Raw genomic sequence first — 18,144 nt, 5'->3', positions numbered from 1 at the left:
CCCGGCACGGAAAAACCGCACCAGGGACCGGCTTCACAGCATCAGAAGCTGTAGTTGGCAGTCAAAATCGCCGCGCGACCATCGCCCGGCGTAGCCCAGCCATTGTTACGGATGCGGGTCAGGTACTGCTTGTCGAACAGGTTGTTGACGTTCAGGCGCAGGTCCAGATTGCGGTTGACCTTGTAGCCCAGCATTGCCCGGTGCACGGTGTAGCCTGAAGCGGTCGGAGCGCCATCGGCGCTAGCCAGGTACTGTTTGCTCTGGGTAGTAAGGCCGTAACCGACCTGCAGGTTGTAGGGCAGGTCATAAGTGGTCCAGATGCTTGCCGCATGCTTGGGCGTGAAGGTCAACGGCTTGCCCTTCTGCGCATCGACGCCGGTGGTCTGGCGGGTGTAGTCGCTCACGCCCTGCAGCACTTCAGTATGCAGATAGGTGTAGTTGGCGAATACCTTCCAGCGGTCGGTGATCGCCCCCATCGCTCCCAGCGCTACGCCATCGACACGGGCCTGACCATCGAGCGCCTGCTCGCCGGAGAGGTTGCTCGGGTCGTTACTGGCCACCTTGTAGTTGGTGCGATCATTGCGAAACACTGCCGCGGTCAGCGACAGGCGCTCATCGAGCAGATCCCATTTGGTGCCGACCTCGTAGCTGACGGATTTTTCCGGGTCGGCATCGCAGTTGTTACTGCTCGCGCCACCGCGGCGCCCAGCGCTGAAGCAACTGCCGTTGACCGTAGCCTGTGAGGCGGTCTGGCTGTTGCCGTAGGCCACATAGATGCTGCCGTTCTCGGCAGGTTTGTATACCAGGCCAAGACGATACGACACCAGGTCGTCACTGTTGTGATATCGACCACCGCGAGTCACAGCGCCGGTAGCAGCATCGATGGTGTCGGTCGCCGAGCTGCCCTCGTTGCGCTCATAGCGCACACCGCCGTTGAGTTCCCATTGCTCGTTGAACTTGAGGGTGTCGAAGGCGTACACGGCACGGTTGTTCAGCTCGCCATCGATCTGTGCGGTCTTGCGGAGGTTGACCGGGCCATTCCAATGCGAATCCGGATTGCTGATGCTCACCGGCGGCGGCGTGACCAGCGTGCCGCTGGCGTCATAGCGCCAGTTACCGGTATCGGCCTCGTATTCTTCGCGACTGAAGGCCAAACCGGTGACCAGCGTGTGATCGATGAAGCCTGTGGCAAAGCGGCTGGTCAGGTCGGTCTGGTTGGTGAAGATTCGGTTCTCGGTATCGCGAGCATTACCCAGCGAACCGCCGCTGGGCTGAAAGAAGCCAGGGGTCAGCCCCCCCGTACAGGCGCTGCCGTCCGGGCGTGTGCCACTGGCCAGACAGGCAGTCGACGCCCCTTCCGGACCGGACACCCAGGTTTCCTGACGCACGCGCGCCACGCGGCTGAAGTTGCGCAGTGACAGCGCGTCGTTGAAGTCATGCTCCAGCTTGAGGCTGAAGGCATCGGTGGTGATTTCCTGCTTGTTGACGTTGCGATAGCCGTAGTAGTTGTCCCAATCCGCGCCCTGCATGATCTTGCCATCGTAGATCGGCACGCCGAATTGCGGCAGGTTGTCGTCTTCCTGGTGCTCGAACGCAGCGGTCACACGGGTCGCCGTGCCCAGACCGAAGGCGATCGAAGGGGCGATGCCCCAGCGTTCGTAGTCTTCATGATCGCGGCCCGGCGCATCGTTACCGTGGGCCATCAGGTTGAGACGAAACGCCGTGGTGTCGTTGAGCGTGTGATTGCTGTCGAGGGTGATGCGCTTGTAGCTGTCGGTGCCGACACCGGCACTGACGGTGTTGAAGTCACGCAATTGCGGGCTCTTGGTCACCAGGTTGATGGTGCCGCCCACCGAACCGCCGCCGGAATACACCGAGCTGGCGCCATTGACCACTTCCACCTGCTCCAGGTTGAACGGGTCGGTACGGCTGTACTGAGCACTGTCACGCACACCATCGACCTGGATGTCGTTGCTGGCCGAGAAGCCGCGCAGGTTGATGCTGTCACCATAACCGCCACCGCCCTCACCCGCGCCGAAGGTGATGCCCGGTACGGTGCTGAGAATGTCGCGCATGGTCAGCAGGTTCTGATCCTCCATGACCTGCTTCGGCACCACCGTGATGGTCTGCGGGATGTCGCGCAGCGGCTCGGTGTACTTCGGCGACGCCGGGGCATCGGGCTGGTAGTCGTCGGCTTCGACAGTCCCCGTGACCGACACACTCTCCAATTCGATTTGCGAGGTCTTCTTCGTGTCCGCTTCGGCAGCGACCACGGCACTGCCATGAGAGACGATGGCGAGTCCGATAGCGGAAACCAGTAGCGATTTTTGTGGCTGTGCAGCGGGCAGTGTTGACTCGTTTTTATGCATTGACGTGTGCTCACGTGAAAAGGCGGGCGAATCTTATTTGCAACAAATTGTATTTTTCAATACAAATGCGAATAATTAGCAAACAATTTCGCAAACACATCAGAAGCCTTCGTTCCAGCGCCGAGAAAAACGACTCATAAAGCGAAAATGCCCCCCTGATACCGCCTGGATCACCTCATGATTTTGCATATTCCCCAGATTTTCACCCGCGACGAAGTCCTCAACATCCGCCAGGCCCTTGAAGGCACCGAATGGATGGACGGCAAGGCCACCGCCGGCTACCAATCGGCCAAGGCCAAACACAACCTGCAACTGGCCGATGACAATCCGCTGGCGGTAGAACTGCGCGAAGCCATCGTGCAGCGCCTGCAGCAAAACGCCCTGTTCATGTCAGCGGCCCTGCCGCGCAAGATCTTCCCGCCGCTGTTCAACTGCTACCGCACCGGCGATACCTTCGGTTATCACATCGACAATGCCGTGCGCGCCGTGCGTGAAACCGGCGAGCGGGTACGCACTGACCTGTCCTCCACCCTGTTCTTCAACGAACCGGAGGACTACGACGGCGGCGAGCTGGTGATCCAGGACACCTACGGCACCCGCGAAATCAAGCTGCCGGCTGGCGACCTCCTGCTCTACCCGGCCACCAGCCTGCACCGCGTGCAGCCAGTAACGCGCGGCATGCGCCTGGCGTCGTTCTTCTGGACGCAGAGCCTGGTGCGCGAAGACAGCCAGCGCGCACTGCTGTTCGAGATGGACGTGGCGATCCAGACCCTGACACGCGACGTGCCCGATCACCCCTCGCTGATCCAGCTCACCGGCACCTACCACAACCTGCTGCGTCGCTGGGTGGACGTGTGAGCGCGGACAACCCGCGTGCCACCGCCGGCCTGCTGCTCGCCGCTGCCGCCCGTGGCGAGGCGGAAGCGCAAACGATGCTCGGGCAGATCCTGCTGGAAGGTCACGGCATCGCCCGCGATGCCAAACTGGCCGTCACCTGGTTCGGTATAGCCGCGCGGCAGGGCCACGCCATGGCGCTGAACATGCTCGGCCGCTGCCTGGAACACGGCTGGGGCTGCAACGCCGATCTGTCCGCCGCCCTCGGCTACTACCAACGTGCCGCCGGGCTGGGGCTGGACTGGGGCATGTATAACCTGGCCAACCTGCTCGCCACCGGGCGTGGCATCACGCAGAACCACAGCGCCGCCTTCACCCTGTACCAGCGCGCAGCACAACAGGGACACGCCAAATCGATGAACCTGCTCGGCCGCTACCTCGACGAAGGCGTGCTCACCGCGCCGGATCGCGAAGCGGCACTGACCTGGTTCCAGCGCTCGGCGCAGGCCGGGGACTTTCGCGGCCAGTTCAGCTACGCCTTACGCCTGCTTGAACTGGGTAAAGCAGAGGAAGCGCGGCACTGGCTGCAACAGGCGCTGGCCGGCGGCAACCTGAACTTCCTGCGCGCCGCGCGCGCCCGCGTACTGGCACTGCCAGGCTTTGACGCTCTGGGCTTCGCCTATCACCAGCGTGCGGCCGAACTTGGTGATGACGATGACCGAACGGCACTGGCTGCCGCAATGCCCTGAGGCGAGTGCCAGGCGGCCACCGCTGCGCCGCGTTTTGCCGGTATAATCGCGGCTTTTTTCGACAGCTCGACTCATCGTCGACAGGACCTCTCCACCATGACCACCCAGGCCGCCGAAGTCGCCAAGCGCCGCACGTTCGCCATCATTTCTCACCCGGACGCCGGTAAGACCACCATCACCGAGAAGCTGCTGCTGATGGGCAAGGCCATCGAAGTGGCCGGCACCGTGAAGTCGCGCAAGTCCGACCGCCATGCCACCTCCGACTGGATGGAGATGGAAAAGCAGCGCGGCATCTCCATCACCACCTCGGTGATGCAGTTCCCCTACCGCGAGCACATCGTCAACCTGCTCGACACCCCCGGCCACGAAGACTTCTCCGAAGATACCTACCGCACCCTCACCGCCGTGGACAGCGCGCTGATGGTGCTCGACGGCGGTAAGGGCGTCGAGCCGCGTACCATCGCCCTGATGGACGTGTGCCGCCTGCGCGACACGCCCATCGTCAGCTTCATCAACAAGCTCGACCGCGACATCCGCGACCCCATCGAGCTGCTCGACGAGATCGAGGCGGTGCTGAGGATCAAGGCCGCGCCGATCACCTGGCCGATCGGCTGCTACCGCGACTTCAAGGGTGTCTACCACCTGACCGGCGACTACATCATCGTCTACACCCCGGGCCACGGCCACGAGCGCACCGAAGCCAAGATCATCCAGAAGCTGGACTCCGACGAGGCGCGCAACCACCTGGGCGACATGTACGAGCGCTTCGTCGAGGAGCTGGAGCTGGTGCAGGGCGCCTGCCACGAGTTCGAGCCCGACGCCTTCCTCAAGGGCGAGATGACCCCGGTATTCTTCGGCACCGCACTGGGCAACTTCGGCGTCGACCACGTACTCGACGCCGTGGTCGACTGGGCACCGCGCCCGCTGCCGCGCGCGGCCAACGAGCGCAGCGTGGAGCCGACCGAGGAAAAGTTCTCCGGCTTCGTGTTCAAGATCCAGGCGAACATGGACCCGAAACACCGCGACCGCATCGCCTTCATGCGCATCTGCTCGGGCAAGTACACCCAGGGCATGAAAATGCGCCACGCGCGCCTAGGCAAGGACGTGCGCGTCGGCGATGCGCTGACCTTCTTCTCCAGCGAGCGTGAGCATCTGGAAGAAGCCTACGCCGGCGACATCATCGGCCTGCACAACCACGGCACCATCCAGATCGGCGACACCTTCACCGAAGGCGAGAACCTCGGCTTCACCGGTATTCCGCACTTCGCCCCGGAACTGTTCCGCCGCGTGCGCCTGAAAGACCCGCTGAAATCCAAGCAGCTGCGCCAGGGCCTGCAGGAGCTGGCCGAGGAAGGCGCTACCCAGGTGTTCTTCCCCGAGCGCAACAACGACATCATCTTGGGCGCGGTCGGTGTGCTGCAGTTCGACGTGGTCGCCAGCCGCCTGAAAGAGGAATACAAGGTCGAGTGCGCCTATGAGGCGATCAACGTCTGGTCGGCGCGCTGGATCGAGTGCAGCGACGAGAAGAAGCTCAAGGAGTTCAAGGACAAGGCCTATGAGAACCTCGCCGTGGACGGCGGCGGTCACCTCACCTACCTGGCCCCGACCCGCGTCAACCTGAGTCTGATGGAAGAGCGCTGGCCGGACGTGAAATTCCGCGCCACCCGCGAACACCACTGATCAAGAAAACGGCCCGCTTCGCGGGCCGTTGTTCATTTCGCCGCAAGTTCGCCTGCGCGACTAGTAACGGAAGCGCCCGACGATACCGTGCAGACGTTGCGAGTTCTCACCGGCATGGCGCCCACGCTGCAGGGTGTTTTCCGCCAGGCTCACGCTGCGCGCGGCCTCCTCACCCAGGTTGGCCACGCGCTGATTGATCTCGTCGCTGACCTGCGACTGCTCACGCGCGGCTTCGGCAATCTGCTGGCTGCTACGGGAAACGGCCTCGACCAACCCACCGATGCTGCCCAGTGTCTTGCCGGCCGTTTCGGCCTGCGCCACACCCTTCTCGGCATGCTGCTGACTGGCATGCATGACATCCACGGCCTGACGCGAGGCGCCCTGCAAGCGCTGGATCATGCTGTCGATCTCGGCGGTGGACGCCTGCGTGCGGCTGGCCAGGGTCCGTACCTCGTCAGCTACCACGGCGAATCCACGCCCCTGCTCGCCCGCCCGTGCGGCCTCGATGGCGGCATTGAGCGCCAGCAGGTTGGTCTGTTCGGCGATGGTGCGAATCACCTCCAGCACGCCGCCGATTTCCTGGGTATGGGTCTCCAGTTCGCTGATCACCCGCGCCGCACTGCCCACCTCACCGGCCAGTTGGCGGATGTCATTGATGGTGCTGTCGATCACCTTGAGCGCCGAACGCACTTCGCGGTCGGCCTCGGCGGTCTGCTCCGAGCTGCCACGCGCGTGCTCGGCCACGCCCTGCACGGTCACTGACATCTGGTGCACAGCGGTGACCACCTGATCGATCTCTTCACGCAGTACGCCAGCACTGCGCTCGGAGGCCTGGGCGTCGCTGATCAACTGCCCGGAAGAATGCTCCAGGGTACCGGCCACCTCACCGACGCTGGCGATCTGCTGACGCAGGTTACGACTGAACAGATTGAAGGCGTCGACCACCGCGCCAATCTCGTCCTGGGCCTCGCGATTGATCTCACGCGTCAGATCACCGGAGCCGGACGCCAGATCCTGCATCGAATGATTGAGCCGGCGGATCGGCGGCAGCACGCGACGATTGATCAGCAGCAGAGCGGCGAAGACCACCAGCCCAATGGCCACCAGTGCGACCAGGGTCACCAGGTGTAGCTCATCCAGCAGGGAGGCATTGCGGGTACGAACCTCGGCGAACTCCTTGCTAAGTGGCTGCTGCAGTTCGTTGAAGCGAGCAATCACCGCAGCCGATTGTGCGTCGAAGGCCTCCATCACCACGTCCCCTGCCTGCTTGCCCTGCTGGCTGTAGGCCTGAAACATCCGGCGGCCGGTTTCGTCGAGGCGATCCACCGGTTCGTTGAGTGCGACAAGCTGGTCGGCATAGGCCGGCAACAGTGCACGCAAATCTTCGACCAGCGCCTTCGCCTCACGGTAATGCTGCGCCGCCTCGGCGGCAGGCTCGTTCTCCTGGGTGAGGCTGGCATCGGTGTAGAACTGCTGCACCTGGGCCAGGTGGTAGCGCAGCTCCTGGGTTGCTTCACGCGCCTCGCTCAGCTGCGCAGCACGCCCCTCCCCCAATTCCACCTGATCGATTTCCAGCGATATCCAGGTCGCCAGACCCAGCATCGTCACCAGAATGAAAAGCGCACTACCCCACATCAAACGCGTAATACTGACGTTCACGTTCACTCTCCGGAGATTCGAACTGCACAGATTATCGGCAGGCGTTGCACCCACCTGAGCATGCGAGCGCAGTATTACTCAGCGCCGGGTCGAGGAGCCATATCCAGTACTAAAGAAGTAGGCCCGCCACAGGCGAGGCGGGCCAGGGGAAACTCGCTCGATGCGCCGCGAGACTCACTCGGGCGCATCGTCCTCCAGCGTCCAGGCCACCAGCGAGTCGCCCATGCGCGTGCCGAACGAGCCGTGGCCGCCGGCCATCACCACCACGTACTGCTTGCCGGTCTTGCCCGACACGTAGCTGATCGGCGTGGCCTGGCCACCGGCTGGCAGGCGGTCTTTCCACAGCTCTTCGCCGGTGCGCAGATCGTAGGCGCGCAGGTAGTAATCCAGGGTGCCGCTGAGAAAGCCCAGGCCGCTGGCAGTGACCAATGGGCCGCCAAGGTTCGGCACGCCGACGCTCAGGGGGATGCCCAGCGGCGCGCTGTCACGGCTGGTGCCGTTCTTGTGCTGCCAGACCTTCTCCATGCTGCGCAGATCCACCGCGGTCACGTAGCCCCATGGCGGCGCCTGGCATGGCAGGCCGAGGAGTGACAGGAACGGCTTCAGGCTGACCATGTAAGGCGCACCGCGATTGGGTTGCAGACCGGTTTCGCCGCCACCATGGCGAACGTCCTGCCCGTCCTCACGCTTGACCAGGCGCGAGACGAACGCCAGGTAGTTGGGTGCGCCAAAGAGGATCTGCCGCTGCGGGTCGACCGCCACCGACGGCCAGTTGAACACCCCGACGTTGCCCGGATAGATCAGCGAGCCCTGCTCCGATGGTGGCGTGAAGTCGCCCTCGTAACGCAGGCGGTGGAACTGGATGCGGCAGGCCAGTTGATCGAATGGCGTGCCGCCCCACATGTCGCGCTCGCGCAGCGGTTCCTGCGGGGCGTAGCTGAGTGCTGATGCCGGCTGGGTCGGCGCGGTGAAATCACCCTCCACCGTGCCCTGCGGCACGGGATGTTCAGTGACTGGCACGATGGGTTTGCCGGTACGCCGGTCGAGCACGTAGAGATCGCCACGCTTGGTCGGCTGGATAAGCGCCGGCACCGGCCCGTCGGGGCCGTCGATCTCCACCAGCGTCGGCTGCGACGGCAGGTCGCGATCCCAGAGATCATGATTGACCGTGCGCAACTCCCAGCGCACCTTGCCGGTGGCCAGGTCGAGCGCCACCAGCGCTGCAGTGAAGCGTTCGGCTTCGGGGCTGCGCTGCACCGCCCACTGGTCGGGCGTCTGGTTGCCCATGGGGATGTAGACCAGGCCCAGCGCTTCGTCCGCCGTGGCGATGGTCCAGGAGTTCGGCGTACTGCGCACGTAGGTTTCACCGGCCGGCAGCGGTTCGGTGGCATCCGGGCGGCCGGGGTCGAAGTTCCACACCAGCTTGCCGCTGTTGACGTCGTAGGCGCGGATCACGCCGCCAGGTGAATCCACCGAGCCGTTGTCAGTCACCGCGCCGCCGATGATCAGCAGATGCTCGGTGACCACCGGCGGCGAAGTGGGCAGGTACACGCCCAGCGCGCCGTCGCCCAGGCCGACCTTGAGGTCGACCTTGCCGCCCGCGCCGAAATCCTCGCAGGGCTTGCCGTCGTACAGATCCAGGGCATACAGGGTGGCGTCGGCGGTTGGCAGGAACAGGCGCCGGGTACAGCGTGGCTCGCCCTCGGCAGCTAGCGCCGCCACATCGCCCGGCGACGACGGCCGGGTGTAGGCCGTGGCGTCGTGATAGGCCAGGCCCCGGCAGGTCATGTGCTGGTAATACTCGGCGTCGCGATTGATCTTCGGATCGAAGCGCCAGCGTTCCTGGCCGGTGTCGGCATCCACGGCGATGGCGATGCTGTGCGGGGTGCAGATGAACAGGTTGTCGCCAATCTTCAGTGGCGTTACCTGATTGGTCAGCTCGCCGGGGTCGCCTGCGCCCGGCAAGTCGCCGGTATGAAATTCCCAGGCCTTTTTCAAACGCCCCACGTTCTGCGCGTCGATCTGCTGCGCGGCGGCGTAACGCTCGCCGCGCCGTGCGCCACCATAGGCGGGCCACTCATCGGCCGCTTTCGCCTCGCTTGCCGCCCTGCGCTCGGCATCGAAACTACCGGGTAGGCGGTGATAGTCCTGCGTCAGCGAATAACCAGCCATCGCCGCGCCGAGCAGCAAACCTAGCGCCAGCAGCCCGCTGGCACCATCGCGCCACTGACCACGCGTGCCGATATGCCGATTGACGAAAGGCAGCAACAGCCACAGGCCGAACACACACCACAGGTCGATGCGCGGCGCTATCTGCCACCAGTCGAAGCGCACCTCGTAGATCGTCCAGGCCAGACTGGCCATCAATACCAGGGCATATAGCCACAATGCCGCACGCAGACGACGATGAATCAGTACGCCCACCAGCAGCAAACCCAACCCAGCCAGCAGGTAGTACCAGGACCCGCCCAGCCACAGCAGGTATGCCCCGCCAACCGCCAGCAGCGCGCCCAGAGCGGCAGCCACCCAGGCCGTCAGTGTGATACGCAGGGGCTGCGCCTTGTTGTTCTCGCTCATTGCTCGCTCCCCGATCCAATGCCCCGTCCAGAACAGGGCCATGATCTGTGGATGCAAAGTTAAGCAGAGAGTTCAGCGACGCTGCGCACAAGGCGGAAATTGCAGGCTCGCATACTGGCGGTCGCTAGCGGACTCTTCTGAAGCACGCAGGCTGACCGGTGGCTAATTGATCAACAGGCGAGCCTCTTTCACCGTGCAGGACAACCGAACCAGAGCCGGTTGCGCCAACAGCCGTTCGGCAATGGCCGGCTCCAGCTCGGTGCGGATGCGACGTGTCAGGGCGCGCGCACCGAAGCGGACATCGTGCTCGCGACACAGCCAGGTGCGGGCACTCTGCTCCACATGTAGCGAGCGGCCCTGGAGCCCCAGGCGCTGGTTGAGCTTATCCAGTTCGATGTCCAGCAGCGCTTCGAGCCATTGTTCGTCGACACGCTCGAACACCAGGATGCGGTCGATACGGTTGAGCCATTCCGGCTCGAAACGCTCGTGCAGCACCTGCTCCAACAGCGCTGCCTCGCCCTTCGGCGCCAGCCCCAGCCAACGTCGCCAGCCATGGGCGAAACGCTGGCGATAGCGCTGCGCCTGCTGCGCGCCAACATTGCTGGTCATGAAGATCAGGCTATTGCGGAAATCCAGGGTGCGGCTGCCAGCCGTCAAGGTCAGACGGCCATGCTCGAGAATTCCGAGCAGGCTGCGCAGCACTTCGGGGCTGGCTTTTTCCAGTTCGTCGAACAAGACGATACCGGGCCGCCCGAAACTGCCGGCGATGGCCTCGGCATCGAACAGCGTGGTGCCCTCCTTGCTGCCAACGTAACCAGGCGGCGCACCGGTCAGGGCCGCGGCGTAGTGCTCCTGGGCCAGGGTGTGCATGTCGATGCGGCACAGGGCGTCGGCGCGGCCATGAATGGCCTGCGCCAGCAGGCGCACGATCTCGGTCTTGCCGACACCGGTCGGGCCCATGAACAGGTTGACCGCCAATGGCCGCTCGCGCTCGCCGATATCGGCCTTGACCACCTTGAGCATGGCCTCGACCTGCGCCAGCACCACGTCCTGGCCGACGATGCGCGAACGCAGCAAGGCCATCACGGTAACGGGCTCGAAGAGGAAGCGTGATTGCAGCCGGGCAACGCCCTGCTGCTCAAGGCGCTCGCGGTTGCTGTCGATCAGGTCGTTGGCGAAGGGCATAGACCGCCTCGATTTGATGACGGGGTTGCTGAAATTACGTGGGAGGGGCTTTAGCCGCGAAAGAGACAGTCGCGGCTAAAGCCCCTCCCACCGTATTCATCCGGCGGTGCGTTCCTTGCCAGGATGCGGCAACTCACCGACTGGACAGTCAGCCACGCCGATGGTCGAGCGGGTGAGTTTCTCCACGTCTTCCTGGGCCTTCTGCGCATCCAGCACCCAGGTGCGGTAGAACTCGAACGGGCAATCAGCCACGCCCTTGTCGCCATCACCGGAGTTGTAGACGCCGGTGTAGCCGCGATGGAGCAGCTTGAACAGGTGGTTTTGCGACTGGTCGTTGGCCCGTGCATCACGAATCTGCGACACCGACAGCTGGGCGTACTGGATGCCCATTTCTTCCTCGCCACATTCGCCCAGGGTGCGGCCGTCGAAACCGATCAGCGCCGAGTGGCCGAAGTAGCTGTATACGCCGTCGAAACCGGTGGCATTGGCCACCGCCACGTAGCAGTTGTTGGCCCAGGCCATGGTCTTGGCCATCAGCACCTGCTGATCCTTGGCCGGGTACATGTAGCCCTGACAGCGCACGATCAGCTCGGCGCCCTTCATCGCGCAGTCACGCCAGATTTCCGGGTAGTTGCCGTCGTCGCAGATGATCAGGCTGATCTTCATGCCCTTGGGGCCTTCGGACACGTAGGTGCGGTCACCCGGATACCAGCCCTCGATGGGACACCAGGGGATGCACTTGCGGTAGCGCTGGACGATCTCGCCCTGGTCGTTGATCAGGATGAGGGTGTTGTACGGTGCCTTGTGCGGGTGTTCCTCGTGACGCTCGCCGGTGAGCGAGAAGATGCCCCAGGTCTTGGCCTCGCGGCAGGCGGCGGAGAAGATCGCGGTTTCCTCGCCAGGGATGGTGGCGGCGGTGGCCATCATCTCGTCCTTGTCGTACATGATGCCCATGGTGCTGTACTCGGGGAACACCACCAGGTCCATACCGGGCAGGCCGAGCTTCATGCCCTTGATCATCTCGGCGATCTTGCGCGCGTTGTCGAGCACTTCGGCCTTGCTGTGCAGGCGCGGCATCTTGTAGTTGACGACAGCAACACCAACGGTATCAGGGCTGCTGGAAATATCGCCGTGGCGCATGGCTGAAAACCCTCCGGTTGACTGCTTGTTTGTGGGAGCGGCTTCAGCCGCGAAATGCTCTATGTGTCGCTGGTTATCGCGGCTGAAGCGGAATGCCGCCCAGCCGCTCCTACGGAACGTTCTGCGAACTGGGTTCCCGCCTGCGCGGGAATGACGGTGACAACCCGCGTCCCCCCGCGCAGGCGGGGCCCCAAGAAACAGCCTCAGTGGCTGATCATCCACGGCCGTGTCGATGGGCTGGCCTTGAGGCCGTGGGGGTTGGCCTTGGTGCGCGCCACCGGTTTGCTCGGGCCGCAGCAACTGCAACCGGCCGGGTGCTTGCGGTTGGCCTTGTACTCTTCGAGGCTCTGCGGCGCGTGGGCGCTGCGTTCGTTGGTTTCATGGGCGCGGCGCTGGCTGCCGGCCATACTGGTCAGCCCCGGCGCGCTGAGGATCACTCGTTCACTGAGGCTGTCGCAGTGCGGGCAGGCGCAGGCCACGTCGCGCTCGGCCATTGGCCGCAACACGCTGAAGTCGCCGCAACTCGGGCAGTCGTATTCGTAGATGGGCATGACTGGTTCCTCGCAAAAGATAGGACGACGGCGCATTGTGGGAGGCGCTTTAGCGGCGATTGTCGCGGCTGAAGCCCCTCCCACAGGCGGGTAGCTCACTTGTCGTAGGCGATGGGCAGGTCGATGCTGCCGTCGAGGAACTTGGTCGGGCCGCTGGCGCTGGGGTTGATGTCGAACTCGAAGATGTCGGTCGGCAGCCACAGCGTGGCGCAGGCGTTGGGGATATCGACCACGCCGCTGATATGCCCCTGCACCGGCGCCGAGCCGAGCAGCGAGTAGCCCTGGGCCGGCGAGTAGCCGAACTTGGTCAGGTAGTTGATGGCGTTGAGGCACGCCTGCTTGTAGGCCAGGTTGACGTCCAGGTAGTGCTGCTTGCCGTCGTCGTCGACCGAGATGCCTTCGAAGATCAGGTAGTTGTTGTAGGTGGGCACGATCGGGCTGGGCTTGAAGATCGGGTTCTTGATGCCGTACTTGGCCATGCCGCCCTTGATCAGCTCGACCTTCATGTGCACCCAGCCGGCCATCTCGATGGCGCCGCAGAAGGTGATCTCGCCGTCGCCCTGGCTGAAGTGCAGGTCGCCGACCGACAGGCCGGCGCCATCGACGTAGACCGGGAAGAAGATCTTCGAACCGCGCGACAGATCCTTGATGTCGCAGTTGCCGCCATGCTCACGCGGCGGCACGGTACGCGCGCCGGTGGCAGCCGCCAGGTCGCGCGCCTCGCCCTGCATCTTGCCCATGTGCGCGGTGCTGGCGAACGGCGGGTTGGCCAGCGGCGGTACGCGGGTCGGGTTGGTGTCGATCAGCGCCTGCTCGCGCTTGTTCCACTCGGCGAGCATCTTGTGATCCGGCAGGCAGCCGATCAGGCCGGGGTGGATCAGACCGGCGAAGCGCACGCCGGGAATGTGCCGGCTCTTGGTGAACATGCCTTCGAAGTCCCAGATCGACTTCTGCGCCGAAGGGAAATGGTCGGTGAGAAAACCGCCGCCGTTGTTTTTCGAGAAGAAGCCGTTGAAGCCCCAGAGCATGTCCTGCTTGGCGCCGATATCGAGCAGCTCGACGATCAGCAGGTCGCCCGGCTGAGCGCCTTTCACGCCCACCGGGCCGGACAGGTAATGCACGGTGGACAGGTCGACGTCGCGCACGTCGCTGGCGTCGTCGTCGTTCTTGATCGCACCGCCGGTCCAGTCGTAGGTCTCGAGAATGAAGTCATCGCCCGGGTTGACCCAGCAGGCCATGGGAATGTCCGGGTGCCAGCGGTTGTGCACCTGTTCGTTATCGGTAGCAGCCTGGTTGAGGTCGACCTTGATCAGGGTATCGGTCATGACTGAGCTCCATAAGACCTGTGAGGAATGCCGGCCTGTGCCGGGGTACGGAGCCAGTCTCGAATGCGCAGAGAAATCGGCCAATACGTTGGATGACGTATGCCCGCATTGCAGGATTCATGCGGCCTGCAGGCATTTTTCGCGGACGCGAAAAAGCGGCCGGTGCATGGAGAACACACCGACCGTAAAGCGTAAAACCAAGCGCTTGCATCTTCGTAGGAGCGGCTGGGCGGCATTCCGCTTCAGCCGCGAATGGCGAGGGATTCGCGGCTGAAGCCGCTCCTACGTCGACTACGCAGAAACCTACACCGACAGATAACGACTGATGCTCGCCTCGTCGACCTTGTCGCGAGTTTCCTCGACCACGAACTTGCCCTTCTCGATGACCAGAAAGCGGTCAGCGATTTCCATGGTGAACGACAGCACCTGCTCGGAGACGACGATGGTCAGGTCGCGCATGTTGCGGATCTCCTTCAGGCTGCGGGCGATGTCCTTGATGATCGACGGCTGGATGCCCTCGGTCGGCTCGTCGAGCAGCAGCACCTTGGGGTTGGTGGCCAGCGCGCGGGCGATGGCCAACTGTTGCTGCTGGCCACCGGAAAGATTGCCGCCCTTGCGGTGGCGCATCTCGTGCAGCACCGGGAACAGCGCATAGAGGTCATCCGGCACCTTGCCACCAGCGGAGGCCGGCAGGCCGGTCTGGATATTTTCCAGCACGGTCATGTGCGAAAAGATCATCCGCCCCTGGGGCACATAGGCGATGCCGCTCTCCACTCGCTGATGGGTTTCCAGCTGCGACACGTCCTTGCCATCGATGCGGATCTGCCCGCCCCATTGCGGCAGGACGCCCATCAGACTCTTGAACAGGGTGGTCTTGCCCATGCCATTGCGGCCCATCACTGCGACGATTTCCTTCTTCGCCACGTCGAGGTTGAGCTCGTGAAGTATCTGGCTCTGGCCGTAGCCGGAGGCGAGGTTGCTGATCTGGAACATAGATGGCTCCTTGCTGAGCGAGTCCCGGATTTCACCCGGGCTACAGAAACGACCGACCCGGATCAATGCCCCAGGTACACTTCGATGACCTTGGGATTGCTCTGCACCGCCTCCATGCTGCCTTCGGCCAGCACCTTACCCTGGTGCAGCACGGTGACGCGGTGGGCGATGCTCTTGACGAACTCCATGTCGTGCTCGATGACCAGCACCGAACGGCCCTGGCTGATGCGATTGAGCAGTTCGGCGGTGGCCACCCGCTCGCTGACGCTCATGCCGGCCACCGGCTCGTCGAGCATCAGCAACTGCGGGTCCTGCATCAGCAGCATGCCGATCTCCAGCCACTGCTTCTGCCCGTGCGAGAGCAGATCCGCCTGCCGGTGCAGGTGATCGCCGAGCATGATCTCCTGCGCCACCTGCTCGACCCGTTCGATCACCTCTTGCGTGCGCTTGAAGAACAGCGCGCCGAACACCTTGCGTCCGGCCGGGTAGGACATCTCCAGGTTCTCGAAGACCGTCAGGTTTTCGTAGATCGACGGGTTCTGGAACTTGCGCCCGACGCCGGCGCGGACGATGTCGTACTCGCGCATCTTGGTCAGCTCACGGCCGTCGAAATCGATGCTGCCGGCGGTGGCGCGGGTCTTGCCGCAGATCAGGTCGAGCACCGTGGTCTTGCCGGCCCCATTGGGGCCGATCACCACATGCACTTCGTTGCGGTCGACGTAGAGGTTGAGATCGTTGACCGCCTTGAAGCCGTCGAAGGACACGGTAAGCCCTTCGATGGCCAGTACCGGCTTGGCGGCCTGAAAGCCTGCTGGGCTGTTCATCGCGTAGTCTCCAGTTCAGGGGCAGGACGTTTGCTTGGCGTGCTCGCAAGGGGCACAGGCGGCGCAGCGGCAATCGACGCCTGCGGCTTGCGCTGCACGCGCGCCAGCCAGCGCTTGCCGTGGCTGTCCCACAGGCCGGCAAGGCCATTGGGGAAGTACATCACCACGACGATGAACAACCCGCCCATCAGGTACAGCCACAGTTCGGGGAAACTCTCGGAGAAGTAGGTCTTGCCGAAATTGACCAGCAGCGCGCCGTACACCGCACCGAGCAGTGACAGACGCCCACCGACGGCGGCGAAGATGACCATTTCGATCGACGGCACGATGCCGACGAAGCTTGGCGACATGAAGCCCACCTGCAGGGTGAACATCGCCCCGCCGATACCGGCGAATGCCGCGCCCACGCAGAACACGAAGATCTTGAAGCTGGCCACGTCGTAGCCGGAGAAACGCACCCGCTCTTCCTTGTCGCGCATCGCCAGCAGCAGGCGGCCAAGCTTGGAGGCGATGATGAAACGGGCGATGAGAATGCAGCCGATGAGCAATGCCGCGCTGACGAAATAGAGGATCAGCCGAGCCTCGTCGCTGCGGATGTCCCAACCCTTGAGCGTACGCAGGTCGGTGATGCCGTTGACCCCACCGGTCAAGCCCTGCTGGCCGATGATCAGCACGGTGAGAATCAGCGCGATGGCCTGGGTGACGATGGAAAAGTACACGTCGCCCACGCGCCGCTTGAACATCGCCAGGCCGATCACCAGCGCCAGCAGCACCGGCACCGCCACCACGGCGATCAGGGTGAAGCTCAGGCTGTGGAAGGGCTCCCAGAGCAGCGGCAGTTCGGTGATCTGGTTCCAGTCCATGAAATCCGGAATACCAGGGGTGGACTGGATCTTGGTGCTTTCCGGGTCGGATGCCTCGAGCTTTAAGAACATCGCCATGCAGTAGCCACCGAGGCCGAAGAAGATGCCCTGGCCAAGGCTGAGGATGCCGCCGTAACCCCAGCACAGCACCAGACCAACGGCGACGAAGGCGTACGTCAGGTACTTGCCCACCATATTCAGGCGAAAGGCATCAAGCGCCAGCGGAAACACCACCAGGATCAGCGTGGCGAGCAAGGCCAGGCCGATGGCGCCCTGCTTGCCGCCGAGCAGTTTGTCGAGTGTCGGATTCATCAGAAGCCCTCCGTGCAGACAAAAAGTCGCTTCGAACCGTAGTGAGCAGCTCCAGCTGCAAGAAGCCCGGAGCGCAGCGACGAAGGCGTACACACAGTACGTCGAGCAAATGAGCACCGCGCGCCGCCGCAGATGGAGCGCGCAGTAGGTTGAAAGTGACTGTTCATTTGCGCACCTTGATGGAGAACAACCCCTGCGGGCGCAGCATCAGGATCAGCACCACGGCGGACAGGGTCAGCACCTTGGCCATCGAACCGCTGGTGAAGAACTCCAGCAGCGATTGCGCCTGGGCGATGCTGAACGCCGAAGCGATGGTGCCGAGCAGGCTGGACGCACCGCCGAAGACCACCACCAGGAAGGTGTCGACGATGTACAGCGAACCTGCGGTCGGCCCGGTCGAGCCGATGGTGGTGAAAGCCGCGCCAGCGACGCCGGCGACACCGCAGCCGAGGGCGAAGGTCATACGGTCGACGCGCTTGGTGTTGATGCCCACGGAACGCGCCATCACCCGGTTCTGCATGGTGGCGCGCACCTGCAGGCCCCAGCGCGAGCGGTAGAGCATGATAAACAGCAGCACGGTGAGCAGCAGGGTCAGGCCCATGACGAACAGGCCGTTACGCGGAATGTCGATGGCCTCGGTCGGGTTCCAGGAGCCCATCAGCCACTCCGGCAGCGTGGCGCTGACTTCGCGCGCACCGAAGATCGAGCGAAAGCCCTGCTGCATCACCAGAGACAGGCCCCATGTCGCCAGCAGGGTGTCCAGCGGACGCTGGTAGAGCTTGCTGATCATCGCCCACTCCACCAGCCAGCCGATGGCGCCGGCGATGAAGAACGAGAGGATGATCGCGAGGAAGAAGTAGTAAGGCCCGAAGGCCGGTGCATAGCTGGAGGTCAGCGAGGACACCACGAAGGTGGTGTAGGCACCGATGGTGAGAAACTCGCCATGGGCCATGTTGATCACGCCCATCTGCCCGAAGATGATCGCCAGCCCCAGCGCCATCAGCAGGAGAACACAGAACACGGACAAGCCGTTGAACCCCTGCATGGCCGCGATGGCGCCGAATTCCGATAGCCATTCCATGT

The 18,144-nt window shown here is 63.6% G+C and carries 14 protein-coding genes; 3 read left to right on the top strand and 11 right to left on the bottom strand.

What is annotated here, in order from left to right:
• Positions 1 to 41 precede the first annotated feature (41 nt).
• Positions 42 to 2,369, bottom strand: coding sequence for a TonB-dependent receptor (locus PCLY_RS15460; protein ID WP_061240529.1), 2,328 nt, complete (start codon positions 2,367 to 2,369; stop codon positions 42 to 44).
• A gap of 177 nt (positions 2,370 to 2,546) precedes the next feature.
• On the opposite strand from PCLY_RS15460, the gene PCLY_RS15455 reads away from it, so the two are divergent.
• The 3 genes from PCLY_RS15455 to PCLY_RS15445 all read left to right on the top strand — a co-directional run bounded on the left by PCLY_RS15455 (position 2,547) and on the right by PCLY_RS15445 (position 5,632).
• The gene (locus PCLY_RS15455; RefSeq protein ID WP_061240528.1) at positions 2,547 to 3,227 is read left to right on the top strand and encodes a Fe2+-dependent dioxygenase; all 681 of its coding nucleotides are present in this window, start codon (positions 2,547 to 2,549) and stop codon (positions 3,225 to 3,227) included.
• Positions 3,224 to 3,952, top strand: a complete 729-nt coding sequence (locus PCLY_RS15450; protein ID WP_231740169.1) for a tetratricopeptide repeat protein — start codon at positions 3,224 to 3,226, stop codon at positions 3,950 to 3,952. Before PCLY_RS15455 ends, PCLY_RS15450 begins: the two co-directional genes overlap by 4 nt.
• A 96-nt stretch (positions 3,953 to 4,048) precedes the next feature.
• Positions 4,049 to 5,632, top strand: a complete 1,584-nt coding sequence (locus PCLY_RS15445) for a peptide chain release factor 3 (protein ID WP_061240526.1) — start codon at positions 4,049 to 4,051, stop codon at positions 5,630 to 5,632.
• A gap of 60 nt (positions 5,633 to 5,692) precedes the next feature.
• On the opposite strand, the gene PCLY_RS15440 is transcribed toward PCLY_RS15445, so the two are convergent.
• From PCLY_RS15440 to urtB, 10 genes are all read right to left on the bottom strand, one after another.
• Positions 5,693 to 7,291 (bottom strand): methyl-accepting chemotaxis protein, encoded by a 1,599-nt coding sequence (locus PCLY_RS15440; protein WP_156458610.1) that lies wholly within the window; start codon positions 7,289 to 7,291, stop codon positions 5,693 to 5,695.
• Between the two features lie 174 nt (positions 7,292 to 7,465).
• Positions 7,466 to 9,868 carry a membrane-bound PQQ-dependent dehydrogenase, glucose/quinate/shikimate family gene (locus PCLY_RS15435; RefSeq protein WP_061240524.1) on the bottom strand — a complete coding sequence of 801 codons (2,403 nt, stop codon included), beginning with the start codon at positions 9,866 to 9,868 and terminating at the stop codon, positions 7,466 to 7,468.
• Positions 9,869 to 10,030: 162 nt separating this feature from the next.
• Positions 10,031 to 11,053, bottom strand: a complete 1,023-nt coding sequence (locus PCLY_RS15430; protein ID WP_061240523.1) for an AAA family ATPase — start codon at positions 11,051 to 11,053, stop codon at positions 10,031 to 10,033.
• A gap of 96 nt (positions 11,054 to 11,149) precedes the next feature.
• The gene (locus tag PCLY_RS15425; protein ID WP_061240522.1) at positions 11,150 to 12,193 is read right to left on the bottom strand and encodes an aliphatic amidase; all 1,044 of its coding nucleotides are present in this window, start codon (positions 12,191 to 12,193) and stop codon (positions 11,150 to 11,152) included.
• A gap of 203 nt (positions 12,194 to 12,396) precedes the next feature.
• Positions 12,397 to 12,744 (bottom strand): FmdB family zinc ribbon protein, encoded by a 348-nt coding sequence (locus tag PCLY_RS15420; RefSeq protein ID WP_061240521.1) that lies wholly within the window; start codon positions 12,742 to 12,744, stop codon positions 12,397 to 12,399.
• 95 nt (positions 12,745 to 12,839) lie between these two features.
• On the bottom strand, positions 12,840 to 14,069 hold the full coding sequence (gene fmdA, locus PCLY_RS15415) for a formamidase (protein ID WP_061240520.1): 1,230 nt from the start codon (positions 14,067 to 14,069) through the stop codon (positions 12,840 to 12,842).
• 303 nt (positions 14,070 to 14,372) lie between these two features.
• Positions 14,373 to 15,062: an urea ABC transporter ATP-binding subunit UrtE gene (gene urtE / locus PCLY_RS15410; protein WP_061240519.1), complete on the bottom strand. Its 690-nt coding sequence runs from the start codon at positions 15,060 to 15,062 to the stop codon at positions 14,373 to 14,375.
• 62 nt (positions 15,063 to 15,124) lie between these two features.
• Positions 15,125 to 15,886, bottom strand: a complete 762-nt coding sequence (urtD, locus tag PCLY_RS15405; protein WP_061240518.1) for an urea ABC transporter ATP-binding protein UrtD — start codon at positions 15,884 to 15,886, stop codon at positions 15,125 to 15,127.
• Entirely contained in the window at positions 15,883 to 17,061 is a 1,179-nt protein-coding gene (gene urtC, locus PCLY_RS15400) for an urea ABC transporter permease subunit UrtC (RefSeq protein WP_061240517.1), read from the bottom strand. The genes urtD and urtC overlap by 4 nt, the downstream gene beginning before the upstream one ends.
• Before the next feature lie 163 nt (positions 17,062 to 17,224).
• On the bottom strand, positions 17,225 to 18,142 hold the full coding sequence (urtB, locus tag PCLY_RS15395) for an urea ABC transporter permease subunit UrtB (protein ID WP_061240516.1): 918 nt from the start codon (positions 18,140 to 18,142) through the stop codon (positions 17,225 to 17,227).
• Between the last annotated feature and the right edge of the window lie 2 nt (positions 18,143 to 18,144).

The organism is Ectopseudomonas composti (genome assembly GCF_001567565.1).
Lineage (GTDB): Bacteria > Pseudomonadota > Gammaproteobacteria > Pseudomonadales > Pseudomonadaceae > Aquipseudomonas > Aquipseudomonas composti_A.
The sequence above is the reverse complement of the archived record's forward strand: the minus strand, read 5'-3'. Positions and strand labels throughout refer to the sequence as shown.

Excerpts from the sequence above, each read along its gene's own strand:
- PCLY_RS15460 (WP_061240529.1), bottom strand. The coding sequence starts at position 2,369 with ATGCATAAAAACGAGTCAACACTGCCCGCTGCACAGCCACAAAAATCG.
- PCLY_RS15455 (WP_061240528.1), top strand. The coding sequence starts at position 2,547 with ATGATTTTGCATATTCCCCAGATTTTCACCCGCGACGAAGTCCTCAAC.
- PCLY_RS15445 (WP_061240526.1), top strand. The coding sequence starts at position 4,049 with ATGACCACCCAGGCCGCCGAAGTCGCCAAGCGCCGCACGTTCGCCATC.
- PCLY_RS15435 (WP_061240524.1), bottom strand. The coding sequence starts at position 9,868 with ATGAGCGAGAACAACAAGGCGCAGCCCCTGCGTATCACACTGACGGCC.
- PCLY_RS15430 (WP_061240523.1), bottom strand. The coding sequence starts at position 11,053 with ATGCCCTTCGCCAACGACCTGATCGACAGCAACCGCGAGCGCCTTGAG.
- PCLY_RS15425 (WP_061240522.1), bottom strand. The coding sequence starts at position 12,193 with ATGCGCCACGGCGATATTTCCAGCAGCCCTGATACCGTTGGTGTTGCT.
- PCLY_RS15420 (WP_061240521.1), bottom strand. The coding sequence starts at position 12,744 with ATGCCCATCTACGAATACGACTGCCCGAGTTGCGGCGACTTCAGCGTG.
- fmdA (WP_061240520.1), bottom strand. The coding sequence starts at position 14,069 with ATGACCGATACCCTGATCAAGGTCGACCTCAACCAGGCTGCTACCGAT.
- urtE (WP_061240519.1), bottom strand. The coding sequence starts at position 15,062 with ATGTTCCAGATCAGCAACCTCGCCTCCGGCTACGGCCAGAGCCAGATA.
- urtD (WP_061240518.1), bottom strand. The coding sequence starts at position 15,886 with ATGAACAGCCCAGCAGGCTTTCAGGCCGCCAAGCCGGTACTGGCCATC.
- urtC (WP_061240517.1), bottom strand. The coding sequence starts at position 17,061 with ATGAATCCGACACTCGACAAACTGCTCGGCGGCAAGCAGGGCGCCATC.
- urtB (WP_061240516.1), bottom strand. The coding sequence starts at position 18,142 with ATGGAATGGCTATCGGAATTCGGCGCCATCGCGGCCATGCAGGGGTTC.